The sequence below is a fragment of the Acinetobacter sp. Z1 genome (assembly GCF_024296945.1).
Classification (GTDB): domain Bacteria; phylum Pseudomonadota; class Gammaproteobacteria; order Pseudomonadales; family Moraxellaceae; genus Acinetobacter; species Acinetobacter beijerinckii.
The window spans coordinates 2,709,852-2,729,622 of the sequence record NZ_CP101115.1; the positions used below are offsets into that span (position 1 = coordinate 2,709,852).

The 19,771-nt window shown below is 37.6% G+C and carries 17 protein-coding genes; 7 read left to right on the forward strand and 10 right to left on the reverse strand.

Annotation, left to right across the window (positions count from 1 at the left end):
• Positions 1-3: 3 nt before the first annotated feature.
• The 3 genes from NGC85_RS12785 to NGC85_RS12795 are packed head-to-tail and all read right to left on the reverse strand — an operon-like array spanning position 4 to position 5,651.
• Positions 4-2,019 (reverse strand): M3 family metallopeptidase, encoded by a 2,016-nt coding sequence (locus NGC85_RS12785; protein WP_254731643.1) that lies wholly within the window; start codon positions 2,017-2,019, stop codon positions 4-6.
• 22 nt (positions 2,020-2,041) lie between these two features.
• Positions 2,042-3,853, reverse strand: coding sequence for an ABC transporter substrate-binding protein (locus NGC85_RS12790; protein WP_254731645.1), 1,812 nt, complete (start codon positions 3,851-3,853; stop codon positions 2,042-2,044).
• A 10-nt stretch (positions 3,854-3,863) separates the two neighbouring features.
• Entirely contained in the window at positions 3,864-5,651 is a 1,788-nt protein-coding gene (locus NGC85_RS12795) for an ABC transporter substrate-binding protein (RefSeq protein ID WP_254731647.1), read from the reverse strand.
• A 657-nt stretch (positions 5,652-6,308) separates the two neighbouring features.
• Between NGC85_RS12795 and NGC85_RS12800 the strand changes: the two genes are divergently transcribed.
• The 5 genes from NGC85_RS12800 (at position 6,309) to NGC85_RS12820 (ending at position 11,642) form a co-directional block, all read left to right on the forward strand.
• Positions 6,309-8,987 (forward strand): TonB-dependent receptor, encoded by a 2,679-nt coding sequence (locus NGC85_RS12800; RefSeq protein ID WP_034710271.1) that lies wholly within the window; start codon positions 6,309-6,311, stop codon positions 8,985-8,987.
• Positions 8,988-9,136: 149 nt separating this feature from the next.
• A complete protein-coding gene (locus tag NGC85_RS12805; protein WP_254731649.1) occupies positions 9,137-9,847 on the forward strand; it encodes an energy transducer TonB in 711 nt (236 codons plus the stop codon).
• A 41-nt stretch (positions 9,848-9,888) separates the two neighbouring features.
• On the forward strand, positions 9,889-10,764 hold the full coding sequence (locus NGC85_RS12810; RefSeq protein WP_254731651.1) for a MotA/TolQ/ExbB proton channel family protein: 876 nt from the start codon (positions 9,889-9,891) through the stop codon (positions 10,762-10,764).
• 11 nt (positions 10,765-10,775) lie between these two features.
• The gene (locus NGC85_RS12815) at positions 10,776-11,201 is read left to right on the forward strand and encodes a biopolymer transporter ExbD (RefSeq protein ID WP_254731653.1); all 426 of its coding nucleotides are present in this window, start codon (positions 10,776-10,778) and stop codon (positions 11,199-11,201) included.
• Between the two features lie 21 nt (positions 11,202-11,222).
• Entirely contained in the window at positions 11,223-11,642 is a 420-nt protein-coding gene (locus NGC85_RS12820; RefSeq protein ID WP_254731655.1) for a biopolymer transporter ExbD, read from the forward strand.
• Between the two features lie 75 nt (positions 11,643-11,717).
• On the opposite strand, the gene NGC85_RS12825 is transcribed toward NGC85_RS12820, so the two are convergent.
• From NGC85_RS12825 to NGC85_RS12855, 7 genes are all read right to left on the reverse strand, one after another.
• Positions 11,718-12,386: a hypothetical protein gene (locus NGC85_RS12825; protein WP_254731657.1), complete on the reverse strand. Its 669-nt coding sequence runs from the start codon at positions 12,384-12,386 to the stop codon at positions 11,718-11,720.
• A gap of 16 nt (positions 12,387-12,402) precedes the next feature.
• Positions 12,403-12,900 (reverse strand): SMI1/KNR4 family protein, encoded by a 498-nt coding sequence (locus tag NGC85_RS12830; protein ID WP_254731659.1) that lies wholly within the window; start codon positions 12,898-12,900, stop codon positions 12,403-12,405.
• Positions 12,884-13,543, reverse strand: a complete 660-nt coding sequence (gene bioD / locus NGC85_RS12835; protein ID WP_129262006.1) for a dethiobiotin synthase — start codon at positions 13,541-13,543, stop codon at positions 12,884-12,886. Before bioD ends, NGC85_RS12830 begins: the two co-directional genes overlap by 17 nt.
• The gene (gene bioC, locus NGC85_RS12840; protein ID WP_254731661.1) at positions 13,540-14,298 is read right to left on the reverse strand and encodes a malonyl-ACP O-methyltransferase BioC; all 759 of its coding nucleotides are present in this window, start codon (positions 14,296-14,298) and stop codon (positions 13,540-13,542) included. The genes bioD and bioC overlap by 4 nt, the downstream gene beginning before the upstream one ends.
• Positions 14,289-15,443 carry an 8-amino-7-oxononanoate synthase gene (locus NGC85_RS12845; protein WP_254731663.1) on the reverse strand — a complete coding sequence of 385 codons (1,155 nt, stop codon included), beginning with the start codon at positions 15,441-15,443 and terminating at the stop codon, positions 14,289-14,291. Before NGC85_RS12845 ends, bioC begins: the two co-directional genes overlap by 10 nt.
• The gene (bioA, locus tag NGC85_RS12850; RefSeq protein ID WP_254731665.1) at positions 15,430-16,725 is read right to left on the reverse strand and encodes an adenosylmethionine--8-amino-7-oxononanoate transaminase; all 1,296 of its coding nucleotides are present in this window, start codon (positions 16,723-16,725) and stop codon (positions 15,430-15,432) included. The genes NGC85_RS12845 and bioA overlap by 14 nt, the downstream gene beginning before the upstream one ends.
• A 338-nt stretch (positions 16,726-17,063) precedes the next feature.
• Entirely contained in the window at positions 17,064-17,789 is a 726-nt protein-coding gene (locus NGC85_RS12855; RefSeq protein ID WP_254805603.1) for an alpha/beta fold hydrolase, read from the reverse strand.
• 183 nt (positions 17,790-17,972) lie between these two features.
• Here NGC85_RS12855 and NGC85_RS12860 point away from each other — a divergent pair, with 183 nt between their 5' ends.
• Together NGC85_RS12860 and NGC85_RS12865 are read left to right on the forward strand one after the other, a co-directional pair.
• Positions 17,973-18,548: a peroxiredoxin gene (locus NGC85_RS12860; protein ID WP_254731667.1), complete on the forward strand. Its 576-nt coding sequence runs from the start codon at positions 17,973-17,975 to the stop codon at positions 18,546-18,548.
• Positions 18,549-18,674: 126 nt separating this feature from the next.
• Positions 18,675-19,421 (forward strand): IS5 family transposase, encoded by a 747-nt coding sequence (locus NGC85_RS12865; RefSeq protein ID WP_254731670.1) that lies wholly within the window; start codon positions 18,675-18,677, stop codon positions 19,419-19,421.
• The last annotated feature ends 350 nt before the right edge of the window (positions 19,422-19,771 follow it).

Consider the following 19,771-nt stretch of genomic DNA (forward strand, 5'->3'; position numbering starts at 1 on the left):
CCCTTATTTAACGCGTTGACCTGTGATTTCTTCAAAGAATGCTTTGTTGTCTGGTTTCCGACCTAAAAATTCTTCGACTAATTTTTCAGCAGGTTTTTGACTACCTTGAGATAAGATTGTTTGACGATAACGCTGCCCAACTTCTGTATTATTTAAATCATTTCCAAAAGCAGACAACATATCTAAAGCAATCACTTCCGACCACATATAGCCATAATAGCTACTTTGATAACCAGACATGATGTGATTAAATTGCCCTGGAAATTCTGTAGTGGGTACATAACCTAATGCCGTTGCATCTTCCATTTTCTTCCAGAGTTCAAGTGGTTGTGCTTTTAAAGCAGTTGTACTATGTAATGCCATATCGTACTGCGCATATAAAGTTTGGCGGGCATAATGCAATCCTCGACCATAGCCATTTACTGCTTTTAACTTTTCGATCAAAGCATCGTCAACTCGTGGACAAGCAGGTTTACAATAATCAGCAACTTTAGAAAGGGTTTCTTTACGTCTTGCCCACTCTTCATACATTTGTGATGGAGCTTCTACAAAATCTCGTTCGACTGTAGTGCCTGCTTGTGAGCTATAACGGGTGTCTGATAAAAGACCATGTAAAGCATGCCCAAACTCGTGAACGAAGGTTTCTAACTCATCGCTATTTAAACCTTTACGATCAAAGTTAGTTACTAAAGCCGAAATAGGTTTACGATCAGTTAGACGACTACGTCCATAAACACTCCAAACTGCAGCATGACCATATTTTCCTTCGCGTGGAAATTTATCGATATAAAGCCCACCAAGTAATTTTCCAGTTTTGCTATCGGTAACATCGTAATATTCAACTTCATTTTGCCAAGTTTCGACTTTTATTGGTTTAAATTGAATGCCATATAGATGAGATGAGATGGCGAATAACCAATCTTGAGCTGCTTGGGTTGGAAAGTATTCACGTAACTTTTCTTGATCAATTTGGTATCTCTCTTTACGTAATTTTTCACTCCAATAGCCTTCACTCCATCGCTCTATTTTTGCTTGATCTACAGGAATACTCAGTGTTTTTGCTTTGAACTCAGCTAAAGTTTCGACTTCCTTTTTTTCGAGTGGTGATACGGTTGCGTAGACTTCAGCGAGGAATTGATTTACTTTCTCTGCATTTTCTCCCATGCGCTTTTCTAAAACCCAATCTGCATAACTTGATTTGCCCATTAGGCGTGCTAGGTCATATCTCAAATCAATCGCTTGTTTGAGTAATAGCAAATTCTTTTCACCACCACGACGAGTGAATGCAATTTGATAACGCTTACGCGCTTCATCACTCTCAGCTAATTTCATAAAGGGCCCATACTCAGGATATTCAAAACCGAGTAAATAGTTTCCTTTGTCATTTTTTTTCAAATTTTCAATATAATTTGCTGGTAAACCCTTTAATTCTGCTGCCGTAAATTCTAGTTTGGTCTTATTCTCACGGACATTTCTGGAATATTCTTGTTCAATTTTTGCCAGCTCATCTAATATAGCTTTAACCTTTTTTTGCTTGCTGACGGGCAGTTGAATTCCTTTCTTTTCAAAATCATTCAGGATATCTTGTTTAAATTTTATATCGACTGCATCAGTTGGATTGATCTTTTTAAACTGTTGATATAATTTTGGATTTTGTAAAATATCAGTTTGAAACTGGCTGATTTTAATTTCACAATCATCTGCTGCTTTACGAACAGCTTCATCAGGATAAACATTACTATATAAACCGACAGGGCCATAAAAATCCTCAAATGAAGCAAAAATAGCATCCCATTCGGCTAAAACAGATCCAGCGGCTGTACTTTGAGTAATTGGTTTCGCTTCAAATGTTTTTAACTGTTTTTTTACATCCTCAATCTTAGCATCACATAATGTTGAAATATCTTTAGCTTGAAATAGAGGAAGGGTTTGGCGATTGGTTGTATCGGCAAATGATATTTGATTTACCCCTACTGCAAGTAAGCACAGGGTGGTAAGTTTAAAATTTTGATGTTTCATTATTGCTCCAATTCCTAAATTTCTATTTTTTTGTATCAATGTCGATATACATCCATTCTGATGGAAGAATAGGATGCTTCTTAAACCCAATCACACGCGGTTGAGCTAAGATATTTCGATAGCGCGCACCAATGATTTGCACTGGGGTATAGACTTCAAGTACACGTGACATTTTTCGATATAAAGCATCACGCTCAGGACTTGGTGGCATTTTCTGAGTTTGTTCATATAGACGATCAAACTCAGGAATTTTTATACAACCATTGTTGGTTACATGAATATTTTTGCCATAAAACAACTGCATAAAACTATCAGCATCAGGATAGTCTGCAATCCATGCTGAGGCTTTAAACATAGTTTTGCACTGTTTCTCAAGCTTTAACGCTTCAGCAAAAGGCATGGATTTCGTTGTCATTTGAATTTTGAGACTATCTAATATTTTTTTCCAAAATTCTGCTTGCTGCTGACTTCGTAAATTACTTCCAGATACTGTCATTTCAATCACCAGCGGCTTTCCATCAGGTAATGTCCGCCAATCATTGGCACCAACTTTATAGTGATAACGATCTAGCAATAAGTTCGCAGCTTTGACTGAATAAGGAATACTACTTTTATAGGTTGGGTCATAACCAACGACCCCTTCTGGGATCGGCGCTTGTAATTTTTTTGCATCACCTTTTTGCAAAATTTTAATGTAATTATCAGCCGAAAAAGCCATCGCCATAGCACGGCGTAATGCGATTTTTTCTTTACTAAAACCACCCACCACTGGGTTTTGCATATTCCAATAATGATAATCAATCGATGGATCAATAATGCGGGAAAGCTGAACGCCTTTTTTAATCAGTTCAGGTTTTAGCTTTCCATTTTGCAAGGCTTGAACGGTGAGTTCACCATCTAATTGAAATAAATCGATTTCGTCTTTACTAAACGACAACCAGCGTGATTGCCCTTCTTCCATGACTTGAATATCGATCACTCCAATTTGTGGCATTTGCTTGCCTTGCATGGCATTCACAATTTTTTGGTCTTCTGGAGAGCTGGCTTTAAAATTCCATACAAAATTACGAAAATCAGGATTTGCTTTTAAAATAATCCTTGATCCGGGTGTCCAACGCGACAACATATAAGGACCTGTTCCGATAGGATGTGCCATAGCGAAACCAGATTTGTTGCGATACTTTTCGATCACTTCGCGTGCAACAGCCCCAGCGGGTTGATGTGCGAGTAGCATTGGAAAGTTTTGATCTGGACGCGTGAGGCGAATTACTAAAGTATATCGATCAGGTGCTTGTAAACCTGCAATTGGCTGATCGTAATCAAACTTACCCGTTTTTTGAGCTTGTTTGAGAGCAGCATCCATTCCTGAAATACGTCCATCTAACAACCAACTATTGGGTGAATGTAAATTAGGATCAAGTAATCGCTTAAAGGTATAAACATAATCCGCAGCAGTCAGTTCACGTTTTTTGCCCTTAAATACAGGGTCAGTTGCAAAATAAATTCCTTTTTGCAAGCGAATGGTATAAGTCAAACCATCTGAGCTTACTTCTGGTAATGCTACCGCCGTGCGAGGTACTAATTTTGCAGGTGAAGCCAAATAATCATAAGTAAATAAGGTCTCAAAAATCGACCCATTGACATGCGCTGAATACAGATCATGAACACCTGCAGGGTCAAAACCTGTTTCTGCAACAGGGAAAACATAACGTAATACTTTATTAGGATCGGCAGTACTTTGAGCAACAACCAATGTGCTTGTCGCACTTGTTGTTAATCCTACACAAGCCACAAAGCCAAATCGTTTCAATGCAAGTTTAAAATTTTGCTTCATTTGGAAATCATCACTTATTTTGATTTGGCGAAACAATGTCTAGAAATTGCCAATTGGTGTTCATAATTGGATGTGCTTTAAAACCTTGTACTTGAGGTTGAACCATCCAGTTTCTTATACGGGTATCTTGTAAAATAAAAGGACTGTCAGCTTCAACTTGCCGACTCATTTTTTCATAAAAAGGCATACGTTGATCAGGCGATAATTTCATTGCCTGTTCATATAATCGATCATAAGCATCCGATTTATAACATGACTGATTACCACGTCCGACATTCGGTCCATAAAGTAACTGAGTGAAATTTTCACCTTCAGGATAATCCGCATGCCATGCACCACTCCACATCATGTACTGACATTGACTAGCCGCTTTTAAATTGTCGGCAAAGTTACTCACTTTAAAATCAGCTTTTATTCCAATTGCATCTAAATTTTTCTTCCAAAGCTCAGAATACATCACTGAGGATGTTCCGCTTTCGGTATTTATTTTTAAAATTAGCGGTTTTCCATCGGGGAAATTTCGATAACCATCTGCACCTTTTTTATAGCCAAAATGGTCTAAAAGCTTATTGGCTAAAGTTGGGTTATAACCCACACTGCTACGATAATTTGGATTGTGTCCATTCACACCTGCGGGGACTAACATTTCTGCCTTAACCGCCTGTCCTTTTCTTAAAATACGAATAGCTTCATTAACGTTAAATGACATCGCAATTGCACGACGTAAAGCAACTTTATCTAAACTATTACCACCTATAATTGGGTCAAGCATATTAATCATGCTATAGGTAATTTCGGCTTCTTTATTGGCATACAAACGAATACCCTGTTTTTTTATTTCTGGTTTTAGCTGATTATTTTGATCTAATACTTTAGGAATCGCACTTGATGTCAATTTATCAAAATCAAGTTGTTTTGATTGAAATGCCAACCATCGAGATTGCTCTTCCTCAATAATACTGATATTCACTTTGCCAATTTGTGGCATTTTCTTACCACTCATTTCTTTGACTAACTGATTATCCCACGCCGTCCCTGTTGATTTAAAATTCCAAACAAAACCTCGATAATCTGGGTTTGCAACCAACTCAATCTTACTGCGCGGCACATACTTACTCAACATGTAAGGTCCTGTGCCTACAGGATGCATACCCAAGCGATCTTTATAATATTCAACAACTTCTCGTGCTGTTGCCCCAAACGTACTATAAGCTAAAATATAAGGAAAATTATAATCTGCTTGCGTGAGTGTAAATTGAATAGTGTAACGATCAAGTGCTTTCACACCCTCAATCTTGGCATCATAATTAAATTTTCCAGATTTTTTGGCTTGCTCAACTAAAGCATTCGCACCAACAATTTTATTATCAATAAATGAATATGATGAAGACCGATTTTTAGGGTCTAAAATTCGTTTAATTGAATAGACATAATCTTCAGCAATCAGTTCACGACGCTTGCCTTTAAAAGCAACATCATCTGTAAAATAAATCCCTGGTTGTATTTTGAATATATAAACTTTTCCATTTTCTTTAATGATCGGCATACTTTGCGCTGTTGATGGAACAAGTTTGACTGGATTGGCTAAATAATCATATTGCAGCAACCTTTCAAAAATTACATCCGCCACATTACCACTATAAAAATTATAAGTTTTGACCATGTCAAAACCATCATCTGGGGCTTCAAATGCAATTCGAAGCACTTTTTCTGCTTGAGCTGGAGTTTTCGTGTTTCCCAAAGGAGCGATTACAATAACGCTTGAGAACAAAGCGACAGTAAAAAATTTAGACTTCAATTCAATGCTCACATTATCGTTTTTCAATAAATACTAGACTTTTGAATAGCATTCAACCACATAACCACTTTGCACGCTTTACAACAATCAAAGATCTTATTTATAAAAATCAGCAAATTGAATATTTTTTACCAATCGTAAAAATAAAAGAAAGTATAAAATGCAGCTTATCACTCAAAACACAGTGCTAATTTCATGCCACTTTTCAAATAAAAATTTAGATAAAATAGGATAAATTTTAATAATTGATATAAAAACATTGCGTTATTCATCTTATTCAAAAGTAATATTATGCAAAATAATATTTTTTCATATTCATTTCACCCCAACAAAATCAAACAGCACAAGTGTATAAAAATAAAAGATTAATTGTAGTTTTGCACCAAACACATGCAACTCAAAAACTTGTTGATTCATTTTAAAGCATCTTAAAAAAACTTAAATTATGTAAAAAAATGCCAATAAAAATATTTTCTATAAATTCATAATTTTTTAATAATTAGTAAAAATATGAAAAGCTTATCCATTAAAACTACAACGCTTTTAAACAATTTAACTTAGATTAATTCAATTCAAAAAATGCATTTGGCACACGTCTTGCTAAAACGCTTTTGTTCATTCTGAAGAGTGACAAATCATTAAGGGGTTATAAATTTGATGAAAAAAACCAATTTCGTTCAATCTGATGCTATGCCAAAAGCGAGCAAAACCATACTCAAACTCAGCACCCTGAGCCTCAGTATGTTGTGTTTAACCATGACCCACGCCGCAGAAACAGAGTCAGCACCTGAAGAAAAACCAACTAAAGTTGTCAAAGTTGCAGTCACTGGTTCGTCTATCAAAGGTGTTGCATCACAAAGTGCTTCTCCAATCACCGTGATCAGAGCAGATGATCTCGCAAAACAAGGTGTTACGACAGTCGAAGAAGCTTTAACCAAGGTTAGTGCCAATCAAGCAGGATTTTCTACAGCTCAAAACGTAGGTTCATCTTATACTGAGGGTTCTTCTGCGAATCTTCGGGCTTTAGGTACCGACAAAACATTAATCTTATTAAATGGCCGACGTTTAGCTTACAGCCCTTTTAGCACCTCAACCACAAACCTAAATATTATTCCAATGGCAATGGTTGATCGGATTGAGATTTTACGTGATGGTGCTTCGGCAATTTATGGTGCTGATGCAATTGCTGGGGTAATCAACTTTATCACCAAGAAATCTTTTGAAGGTTTAAATATTAGTGCTGGTTTTATTCAACCAGAACAAAGTGGTGGTGATAAACAGGACATTTCAATTTTTGGGGGTTATGGCGATCTTGATGAACAAGGCTTTAATCTTATGGGGGTTATTGACTATCGTCGCTCAAATGACATTATGGCGAAAGATCGTAAAGTTAGCCGACGTGGAGATTTAATTCCTGAACTTGGTTTAGATGGTACTTCTGGAAATGGATTTCCTGCAAACTTTAGAGACCCAGGCTCAAAGATATTAGGTAACCCTTATGGTGACCAAAACTGTAACAATGCTCCAAATACAATCGCCGATGGCGGGCTTTGCTATTTTAATACTCGTGCCTTAATCGGTATCGTTCCCAAAACAGAGACAATCTCCGCTTTAGGTCGTGGAACCTTTAAAATCAATGATAATTTCAATGCAATTGGTGAATATATTTATTCACGTAATGAAGTTACTACTTCAATTGCACCTGATGTTTATACTCGTTCTGTTACCCTGCCCTCTACAAGTCAATATTATCCTGGTAAAGGCATAACTCCCGATGTCTCAGGATTAAGTGGCGAACCGCTTGAATTATCTTTACGTTCCCAAGCTGGAAACCGTAAGTCTAATCCTGTTAATGAATCACATCGGGCATTAATCGCTTTAGAAGGTGAAGCTTACGGCTGGGATATCAATACAGGTTTATCTTATGCACGTAGCGAAGCGACAGATGGTTTTGCTGGAGGATACTTAAATAAAAGTAAACTCCAAGATGCTTTAAACAATGGAACCATTAATCCTTTTGGGCCTAGTGAAAATCAAGAGCTTTGGAAGTCCTTTGAAGTAAAAGGCGATACCAATACAGGAACACTTACAGCCACTACATTTGACTTTACTATTAGTCGTCCAATTTACACTTTGCCCGCAGGAGACGTGGGCTTTGCATTTGGAGGCAGTTTTAGTAAGCAAGACTGGAAAGCCAATGTGAACTCAGAACTTGTAAGACAAGTACCTGGTAGTGGTATTGATCCTGACAAACCTAAAAGCAAGGGAAAAAGAGATATTACCGCAGCTTTTACAGAATTACATGTTCCAATTACCAAAACCTTAGAAGCACAACTCGCCGCTCGTTATGATGACTATAGTGATTTCGGTGATACATTTAATCCTAAAATCGCATTTCGTTGGGAGCCAATTAAACAATTAATGTTCCGTACCTCATACAGTACTGGTTTTCGCGCACCAAGCTTATATGACATAAATGCGCCCCGTAGCAAAACTTTTACATCAGCTAAATACAATGACCCACTCTTATGTCCAAACGGTACAGCTACTAACCCTGAATATAAAACGGAATGTAATACACAGTTTAATAAAACTCAAGGAGGTACTGATGGCTTACAACCTGAAGAATCCACTTCATACACCGCAGGTTTTGTTTTTGAACCAATCAAAAATTTAGTATTCTCAGCGGATTACTACAAAATTAAAATCGACGGTCTAATTGGTTTGATTGGTGAAGCAGATATTTTTGAGAATCCTGAAAAATATGCTGATCGTTTCATCCGTGGAGCTGATGGTCGACTAGAATATATAAATACCTCGTTAGCTAATATGGCTAGTGTAAAAACTGAAGGTATTGATTTAGCCCTAAATTATCTTTCACCAATGACTTCTACTGGCCGCTTTGGCTTCGGAATAGATGGTACATATGTTATTCGCTATGACGAACAAGAGAAAAAAGGTGAGTCATGGGAGGGTTATGTTGGTAAATACGATGATCCAGCAATCTTACGTTGGAAACATGTTGCCAATCTTAACTGGAGCTACGAAAACTGGAAAATGGTCTTCGAGCAAGAGTTCTACCGTGGTTATAAAGATCAAAACCAAATTGGTGATGAGAAATATGATAACCACAACGTAAGTGACTACACTCTTTACAACATTTCAGGGACGTATAAAGGCTTTAAAAATCTAGAGTTGACTGCTGGTATCAAGAACCTATTTGATGCTGAACCATCTGCTTCAAACGTGATAGACAATAACCAATACGGTTATGACCCTCGCTATAGCGACGTAACTGGACGTGCATATTTTCTAAGAGGCACTTATAAATTCTAGGACATTCTGTCACTACAGAATATCTCCTTTGCATTTTGTAGTGACTCAACGTAATCCTGATGTCTATATAAGATAAATAATTTCGACCAAGATTTTAATCGAGCCAAAATATTTTATATAACTCAACGATTACATTTTCAGGAGCAATTATGGGCATACCCTTTGCTGAAAATGAAAATCAATCTGCCAAACGCTTCGTCGGCCTCGGTCTAGTTTTATTTTTACATCTTGTGATCGCCTATATTTTAGTAACAAGTTTGACAACTGAGTTTACTAAACCAGTCGAGAAGCCTGTAGAACTTCAGATTATTCAAGATATTGAGCCTCCACCGCCACCTCCTCCACCCAAGCCTGAGGAAAAACCACCTGAACTACCAAAAATGGTTGAGAAAGTGGCAAAAATGCCTGATCCGCCTAAGCAGGTTGAAAAAGTAACACCTGTAGCAAAACCAACACCTACACAACCGACTAAAACTTCAGTGACAACGCCCGCACCTGTCACAGCGGCTTCTCCAAGTCCTAGTCCTGTTGCCGCACCAGTTGCAAATGCTGCTCCCCCAGCACCAGCAAAACCAGCAGGTATTTCACGAGGCGTTTCCGAAGGTGAAGCAGGTTGTAAAGAACCTGGTTATCCACGTGAACAGGAAATGGCTGGTGAAGAAGGTACTGTGCGTATGCGTTTGCTTGTGGATGGCTCGGGCAAAGTGATCGATGCAAAAGTCAAAAAATCGAGTGGTGTTCGTGAGTTAGATAAAGCAGCAACCAAAGCTTATAGCTTATGTAGCTTCACACCAGCGATGAAAGATGGTGTACCTCAACAAGATTGGTATGAAATCGAATACACATTCAAGATTTCTTAATGAATATAGAAGTGAATTAAACAATTTTTTGGAGAATTTAAATGAATAAAACTGTAAAAAAAATCTCTCGATTTGCTGCGATTGGTCTTATCTCAACCAGCACCCTGTTTCCAATGAGTTCTGTTTGGGCTGAAGAAACATCACAACCCACAGCCGTAACTACGATTGCAACTGATACAACAACACAATCATCACCAACACCACCACCTCTTCCTGCAACTCAGGAGAAAGCGCATAACCCTTATGGTTTAGAAGCTTTATGGCGTGAAGGTGATCTCGTTGCAAAAACAACCTTATTTATTCTTGTTTTAATGTCGATTGGTACGTGGTACATCATTCTTTCTAAACTATTTCAACAAAGTAAAATCAAACGCCACGGTACTGAAGCTGAACGTAACTTTTGGGAAGCAGATACATTAAATACTGCAAAAGACAGCTTAAATCCGAGTAGTACCTACCGTTACATTGCTGAAAAAGGTATTCACTCTACCAAACATCATGATGGCACTTTATTAGAACGTATTGATTTCAACACATGGGTAACGATTTCAATTCAACGTGCGATTGATAAAGTACAAAGCCATTTAGGTAATGGTTTGGCATTTCTCGCAACAGTAGGTTCAACTGCACCTTTCGTTGGTTTATTTGGAACAGTTTGGGGAATTTATCACGCACTGACTGCAATCGGCATTTCAGGACAAGCATCAATTGATAAAGTCGCTGGACCTGTGGGTGAAGCATTGATCATGACCGCAATTGGCTTAGCTGTCGCTGTACCCGCGGTACTTGGTTATAACTGGTTAACCCGTCGAAATAAAGCAGTCATGGATAATGTCCGGTCATTTGGCTCTGACTTACATGCAGTTTTACTTAGTGGTGACTTAAACAGTAATCACTCAAACCGTGATTCTAAATAAGGAACACCATTATGGGCATGATGATAAATTCAGATCAAAGTGATGATGATGTGATCGGAACGATCAACACCACTCCGCTTGTGGACATCATGCTGGTGCTTTTGATTATCTTTTTAATCACTGTTCCAGTGGTCACACATACGGTTCCTGTAAAGCTACCTGAAGAAAAGAATACGCCTTACACCACTACTCCTCAAAATATTCAACTTTCAGTCAACAAAACTGGCGATATTTTTTGGAATGAACAATACGTTGCAAATAAAGAAACTTTACTTGCTCGTTTACAAGTTGAGGCACAAAAGCGCCCACAACCTGAAGTTCATATTCGTGGTGATCAATTGACGCACTACGCTGCAATTGATCAGGTAATTAGCACCACCCAACAAGCAGGTATTGGCAAAATCGCATTTGTCACTACCCCGCCTAGTTCACCTTAATCAGACGATAAGGAGTTAGTCATGGGTATGAATGTCGGACCAAAAAGTGGCGAAGATGATGTGATACTCGATGTCAACATGACACCTTTAATTGATGTCATGTTGGTGTTATTGATCATGTTCATCATTACGATTCCAATCCCAAACAACGCCATTAATATCAATTTACCTAATGGTGCACCGCCGCCACCAACTGATCAGAAACCACCTGAGATCATTAACCTAAGAGTCGATGCTCAAGGTCATATTTTCTGGAACGATCAAGCTGTTGCTGATCGCCAAGCATTGAAGGTTTTGTTTGAATCTGTTGCGCAAAAAGCTGATCAGGATCAGATTAAATTTAAACCTGATCCACAAGCTGAATATAAAAATATTGCTATGGTAATGGCATTAGCTCAGCAAAGCAAAGTCACTAAAATAGGAATCGTGAGTAATAACTAGAAAAATAAACACTAACTATTAGGCTTCACAATTCTAAGTTCCTCCTGTGCTAACAAGTCCGCTTGTTAGCTTTTTTTATTTAATTTCACTTATGACGATTGGGAGAACCAAACTATTTACTTTATATCCTTTCGGTTTGTTATTGCAGGCATTTCCTGTCACCGCAGTTTTCACAACATAAGGCGAATACGGCATCACGTTTAAATAACCCGTATTATCTGATCCAGTACGACAATCCTCTGCATCAAGTTTTTCGTCGTAGCGACCAGCATTAGAAGACTCCTGAACTTCAGTAATCAACTTAGCATTCCATTGGCTCAAATAAACTAAACTTTTAGTAGCTTCAACAGTTCCTTGTCCCGAACCAGCACTTTCGATTTCAACCAGTTCGATCGATTTACCTTTGTACATCGTTGGATGAACTTTAAATGTATTCGATTGACCACCAAACTCTTTTAAAATTTTTGCTTGTTTTAGCTTTGGACGAGTCAGCACGTAACCTGCCCAAAAGTTACGCCCTGCATTTTCAAAACTAACACTCGATAAATAAGCTTCTTCGCCTGAAATTAATTTTACTTTTTCCGTATGATCAATCTGAATAGCTTTCAGAGGATTCGCATTTGAATCTTGTAAATTAGTGATCCAACTAATGATGGTTTTATCTGTTGGTACAGCAGCATGCACTACTGAAAGCAATGAACTCAATAAAAATACTGAACTGACTAAATAATATTTATTATCCACGAATAATCCCCCTCTATTATTCCCAAAATTTTTGACCTAATTTACTTACATACTCTGTAATAAAACTATAGAAATTTAATTCAAGATTATTCCAATTATTTCTGCTATCTAATGGCATTACAATCATCATAGAACCATAATCTTTTTTTGATGGATCAGTTCTTAATAATAAAAGATCACTATCACCCAAAAACTCACCAATAATTAAATCCCCTTTTAAATAACCACTATTTCCTTCTATGAAATCTCGTGTTTTCTGTTGAATTAAAAAAGCATCCAACAATTGCAATCCCCATTGACCATACACAATATCTTCAAATAGATAAGCTCCATTTGCTAATTTGTAAAACTCAGCAAACTCTCTTGGTAAATCAATAAGAAGCTCATCTATCCCGATAAAACCATGAAAAAATTGGCACCTAAAAAGTAGGTCGCGAGAGACGGCATCTATATGTTTTGGAATTGTCCAATCTTTTTTTATTTCACTAATGAGTTCTTTAAATAATTTTTCCATTTAAAAACTTTTCCAAATCAATCCATTGAGCATCAGGAAAATGCTTTGCCAAATAAGCCTTTAAATAATCCGCTGTATCTTTAGAAATAAGTGGATCTTTCGATTCATCTTTTAAGTTATATACTAAAGCATGCAAACTCAAACCACGATGTTTTAAAGCTTCTAAACTCAACAATGTGTGGTTAATGCTTCCCAAGCGTCCAGAAGTCACCAAAATCACTGGAAATTGATGTTGAGCAATATAATCAATCGTTAATAACTCTGTGGTTAAAGGCACCATTAAACCGCCCGCACCCTCTAACAGCACCACCTCAAAACGCTGAGCAAGCTCTTTAGTTGCAGCTTCGATCTTGGCAAAATCTAACTCACGCCCATCTAAACGTGTAGCTAAATGTGGTGAAGCTGGATAAGTAAAAATCTCAGGCATGGTCAATTTTTCATGATCTTCCTGAAACCAGCCACTCCCCATAATTTCACGGTGTTTTTCGATGTCTTCAGACACATCGATATTCCCTGTTTGCACCAACTTCTGGGTGATAACACGCTGCCCTTGTTCGGTCCAAAGCTTGGCGAGATAACCTGTGGCATAAGTTTTACCAATTTCTGTATCAATGCCGCTGACAAAATAAATTGCTGCACTCATGCTTTTCTCCGCGCAATCACGTAAATCGGATGATAAGTTAGGCGAAAACCGTGCTCATCATAAAACTGTTGATAATCAGAATAAAACTGCTGTAAAGATTGCTTAGTCCAACGATGTGACTTTGCTGTTGCAGTCACACCCGTCGCTTTTAGATGATGCAGCACTAATTTAGGATCATCAAAATATAGATGTTTTTGTTCTTCTTGTATAAACACAATGTCAAAGCCATTTTCTTCAAGTTTCTGTTTCAATACTTCACTGGAATAATAATTTAAACCTTGCCCAGTCAGCTTTTTGATTTCAATTAAATTATTTTCACCAAATGTAGAGAAACCAAAATAGCCTTTCAGTTTTAAAGCATCATGAATTCGTTGTAATAACGCACGTAGATCAGTCATCCATTGCAAAGCTGAACTCGAAATCACCGCATCCAATTCTGATGGTAATTCAAGCTGTTCAATATCTCCGATCAACCAAGCTATATTTTTAATCTTTGAAAAATGCTGTTCAACATCCTCATAAAGATCATTTAAAAATAATTGATCAAACTGAAAATGAGTCTGAAATAAATGCGTTAAATTACCCGACCCACAACCGATCTCAAGTACAGAATCAAAAGTCTTTGGAAAATACGCTTTCAGATATTCAAATAACTGTGCACTGATCTGCTTTTGCACTACGGCATGCTCAACGTAACTTTGCCCTGCTTTGGCAAAACGTTGAGCGACTAAAGCTTTATCGACACTCACAAACATTCCACCAATTTTTCTAATTCAGCTTTTTGAACCATAGACGTTAATGAGATACGTAAACGTGAACTATTTTGCGGTACTGTAGGCGGTCGCACAGGCATGGCATAAAAACCTTGTTGCTGAACATAACGTGCTTTTTCAATCGCTGCGTTACTTTCGCCGACAATAATTGGAATAATATGGCTACTCGATGGACTTGAAAAGCCTTTTGCAATCACCGCCTGCTGTAAAAAATGACTGATCTCAGCCAAGTGCTGACGCTGCTGCTGCATATTTAAAACTTTATTAAAGATAAAGTTAGACCATGCCATCGAGATTGGTGGTAATGCTGTGCTGAAAATCAAAGGACGCATTTTATTAATAAGATAATCACGAATAATCGGATCACAAATAATATAACCACCAATTGAAGCAATCGCTTTGCCAAAAGTTCCAACAAGGAAATCAATCTGATGCAATACGCCATATTGCTCAGCACAACCTAGTCCTTGCTCACCTCTCACACCTATGGCATGAGCTTCATCAACATATAGCATGGTTTTGGCAAAACGTTGCTTTAACTGCGCCAGTGCCGCTAAATCCGTTTCATCACCATCCATACTAAAAATACTTTCAGTCACCACAATAATACGTTCAACTTGCTCATCTTGTTGATACCTTTGCAACAACTGTTCCAAATGCTGCAAATCATTATGACGATAACGCACATATTGAGCATTCGATAGACGAATACCATCAATCATACTGGCATGAACCAGTTTATCCGCCAGAATCACAGTTTTACTATCCGCTAAAGCAGGTAGGATACCGATATTCATGTGATAGCCACTATTAAAGAGTAAGGCAGCGCGACCAAATGCTTTGCTTAGGCTATTTTCAAATTGTTCATATTCTGCAAAATTACCAGTCAGTAAGCGCGAGGACGATGAACTAAATAATGCACGGTCGATTTGCAAAGTATCAAGAAATTCTTCTCTTAAACTTAAATCAGCTGCTAAACCTAAATAATCATTGGATGCCAAATTCAACATGGTTCGATCTTGAATGGTAATCCATCGTCCCTGCTGTTGATTTGCAGTAAATTGGCGGAAATTACCTTGCTGTTTAAGGTGGTCAAGCTGCTCAGCATAATGATCAAGCAAAGACATTAGCATGTGCTCCTTGCATATTTTTCACCACTTCACTCATCTGCACTAATAAGTAATTTAGCTCATCATCGGTGATCACATACGGCGGCATCACGTAGACCAATTTTCCAAATGGTCGCACCCAAATACCACGTTCAACAAACTGCTGCTGTAAGCTCTTCATGTCAACACTAGAGGTTAATTCAACCACTCCAATCGCACCTAATACACGTACATCTGCAACATGATCAAGTTCTGCTAAATCACTTAATTGCTCAACAAGAATCTTTTCAATACGTTGAATATTGCTCTGCCAGTCTTGTTCAACCAATAATTGAGTGCTTCTCAAAGCAACCGCACAAGCTAAAGGATTTGCCATAAAAGTTGGACCATGCATAAACACACCCGCTTCGCCACGACTAATGGTTTCAGCCACTTGTTTAGTTGTTAATGTTGCAGACAAGGTCATATAGCCTCCAGTCAAACCTTTACCGATACACATGATATCGGGTTCAACTTGTGCATGCTCCCAAGCAAACATTTTACCTGTGCGTCCAAAGCCTGTTGCAATCTCATCAAAGATCAACAATAAATTGTATTGCTCACATAATTCTTTGGCTCGATGCAAATACTCAGGATGATAAAAACGCATCCCACCTGCACCTTGTACAATTGGCTCAATAATGAGTGCAGCAATACTGTGATGATGCTGTTCAATCTGCTGTTTGAGCTCTTGAATATCTTGTGGATTCCACTCATCATCAAAGCAACTTTGAGGCGCAGGTACAAAGATTCGATTCGGTAAACTTGAGCCAAAAATCTGATGCATTCCCGTGACAGGATCACACACAGACATCGCATTCCAAGTATCACCATGATAGCCAGAACGTGTAGTAATAAAATTGGTTTTCTCAGGTTGATTCAACGCAGCCCAATATTGCACTGCCATTTTTAAAGCCACTTCAACTGAAACTGAACCTGAGTCAGCATAGAAAATTTTATCTAAACTCGGAGGCGTAATTTTTAATAAGAGTTTACCCAATTCAATTGCAGGTTCATGTGTCAACCCACCAAACATGATATGCGCCATGTTTTGCAATTGATCAGTAATCGCTTTATTGAGTTCAGGGTGGTTATAACCGTGAATCGCACACCACCATGACGACATGCCATCAACCAGAGTTCGACCATCCTCTAGTTCGATGGTTGCACCATAAGCACGTTTCACTTTAAAAGTTGGCAGTGGATTTAACATCGAGGTATAGGGATGCCATATATGTTCTAAATCAAATAAATCGGTCATCCTCTACCTCATTTGCTGCTATTTCAAAATTTTCCATTTGCCTGATCACACTTTTTCGATACTCGGAAATGTCATCTGCAACCTGCGTGGTATAAATAAAATACAAGGCTTCGTACACTTGATCAAAAGAAAAAAATGAAAGAAGTGAACAGGTTTTGCAGATGACAAATGGTTTTGCCTACTTTTCCCGAAAGAAAAGTAGGTCGCCGAAGGCATATCCTGAAAATGGATGAGTACTCGGCACGATTCCGTTAGATCTATAAAATAGGTTTTATCTTAAACTTGTCAAAATCTAAAATATATTGCGAGAACTTTCATTTCAAGCAAGATTGAACCGACTATTGAATAAAATCTTCAATTACTTGCACAGTATGCTCCACCATAAAACAAGGAAAACCATGAGAAGCACCTTCAATGGTAATAACAGATAGATTTTTTGCAGCTAAATTCTGGATATTTTGATTAACTTGGTAAGGAACCAAAACATCATGCTCAGCAAATACATGCAACTGTCTGCCTTGATAATTTTCATACAAACCTACCAAATTTAATTGCTCCAACAATTGCAACCCATCCCTAAGCAATGCTATCGGTTGTGGACGAATCAATTTTTGCATAGCCACGAAGTCTTTTTTTGCTGAATTTGCACCTTGGCACATCAATAAGCCAAACCGTTTTAGCGTAGTAATCGCATCTTGTTCAAATGATTGTTTGAACTGCATAAAGGTTTCAACAGGCATGGCGGTTATCCAATCTGCTTGAGCAACAAAACATGGATTCGACGCTAAAGTGATTAAAACTTTCTGTTCTGCATATTGTTGTTGTATCTGATCGACCAGTAATGTTGCCAGTTGTCCGCCAAGCGACCACCCCACAATTACATCATATTTAACCGCAATTTCAACATGCTGTTGCAAGATGTCACCATCCAACGCATTAAAGATATTAAGCCGCTCAACGCTATGTCCCTTTTGTTCTAAAGCCTCATGTAAAGGTTTTAATAATTCGGCACCACCGCCCCATCCCGTGATGAGTAGAATCCTATAAGTCACGCGCTTGCTCAATTCCAAAAACTTGAATGCAGTATACTCTCCGATTTATACGAGTCATTATTTTCCTAATCAATCCCTTTCATTATGCCTTGCTCAAAAGACACCATAAAACGGATCAAAATTCTTTAAAGAATTTTCTAACCCATATGATTTCGAAATTTGCTAAAGTAGAGTTTATTACACTTTGAGATCAACATGATGAATACGATAAAGTCCAAAGTTATTATTTTATGCAGTTCGTTTTTTTTACTTGGTATCCCTAGCCTTAGTACAGCGCAAACTTCTATTTTTTCTAAGCAAAATACAGCTCAAAAAGAATGGGTTGGACAGTCTGCGCCAGATTTCAAACTACAAGATCAAAGTGGCAAATGGCACACTTTGAACCAATATAAAGGCAAGTGGATTGTACTTTATTTCTACCCTAAAGATGACACTGCTGGATGCACTCAAGAAGCGAATCAATTTAAATCACTTTATCCTCAATTCTTAAAATCGAATGCAGTCGTGCTGGGTGTTAGCTTGGATGATGTTGCATCACACCAAAAGTTTTCGCAAAAGCTCGGTTTACCTTTCCCAATTTTGGCAGATGAAAAAGGTGAACTTGCTGGAAAATTTGGCATTGTTAGAAACCTTGGGATTACCAAAATTGCAAAACGTGAAAGTTTCTTGATTAATCCTCAAGGTGCAATCATGTATCACTACACCAGTGTGAATACGCAAACGCATGCTGATCAGGTACTTAAAGATTTAAAAAACAGCCAAAAGAAATAATAACGAATATAGGTAAAATATGAACTTAATACAAAATGAAAAAATACTAGGGTCTGTTGACATTTGCTGTGCAAAAAAATAGCGAGAAGGTAAAATTCAATCGCCAAACCAAATTTACTCCTCGCTATGACTCGTACAATGCTGAATGATCAACACTGGTTAAAGCTGAAATCTATTGTCCACAATTTGGGGATCTACCTCAAACATAATCTTCGAAATTTTATTGAAGCCATTCTCTATAGAATTAGAACAGGTTGTCCTTGGCGAGATTTACCTGAATCTTTTGGTAAGTCCAACACCATATTTAAACGATTCACCAGGTGGTCTAAAGATAATAAGCTACTAAAAATATTTAAATTATTATCAAAACATGCTGATCTAGAATGGGTGTTTATTGATGCTAGCCATATTCGAGCACATCAACATGCTACAGGACTCAAGGATCAAGCTATTTCAAGAAGCATCGGTGGAAACAGTACTAAAATCCATTTAGCTGTGGATTCAAATGGGAACCCAATCCAATTTCTCATTCATGATGGCACCACCCATGATGTGAGTGTTGCACCTGCATTAGTCGATAGCATTGATTTAAAAGATACCGATGTGCTTTGTGCAGATAAAGGATATGACTCAGAATTATTGAGAGAGCAGATAGAAAAAACAGCGACTAAAGCAAATATTCCAAAGAAATCCAATACACGATCGAACAATGATTATATGGACTGGCACTTATATAAAATCAGGCACTTAGTGGAGAATACCTTTGCTAGACTCAAGCAATTTAGGGGAATTGCAACACGTTATGACAAGCTAAAGCGGAACTACGAAAATTCAGTTGCTTTAGTCTGTATATTTATTTGGCTACCGCTATGAAATGTCAACACACCCTATATAAAGCTAAACCTTTTAACTCTATTCAAACCACTATGATCAGTATCATTCTTAGCATAATGTGCCTTACATTATTTTCATTAACTTCAACATATTTTGCTATGCTTACTTTTATCATGTTACTAGGTGTAATACGATTTTCTGATTATTTAATCATCACAAACCAACGTATCATTTTAAGAGTTTTTCTTACAACAAAATGCATTAGTATTGAGCAGTTAGATGTACCACTAGAACTAACTATTGAACCTTTCACTTACCAAAAGTATGAGTGGCAACGAAAATTATTAGGTCAAGATCTTCAAAAAATTTGGCAATATCGAGCTAATATT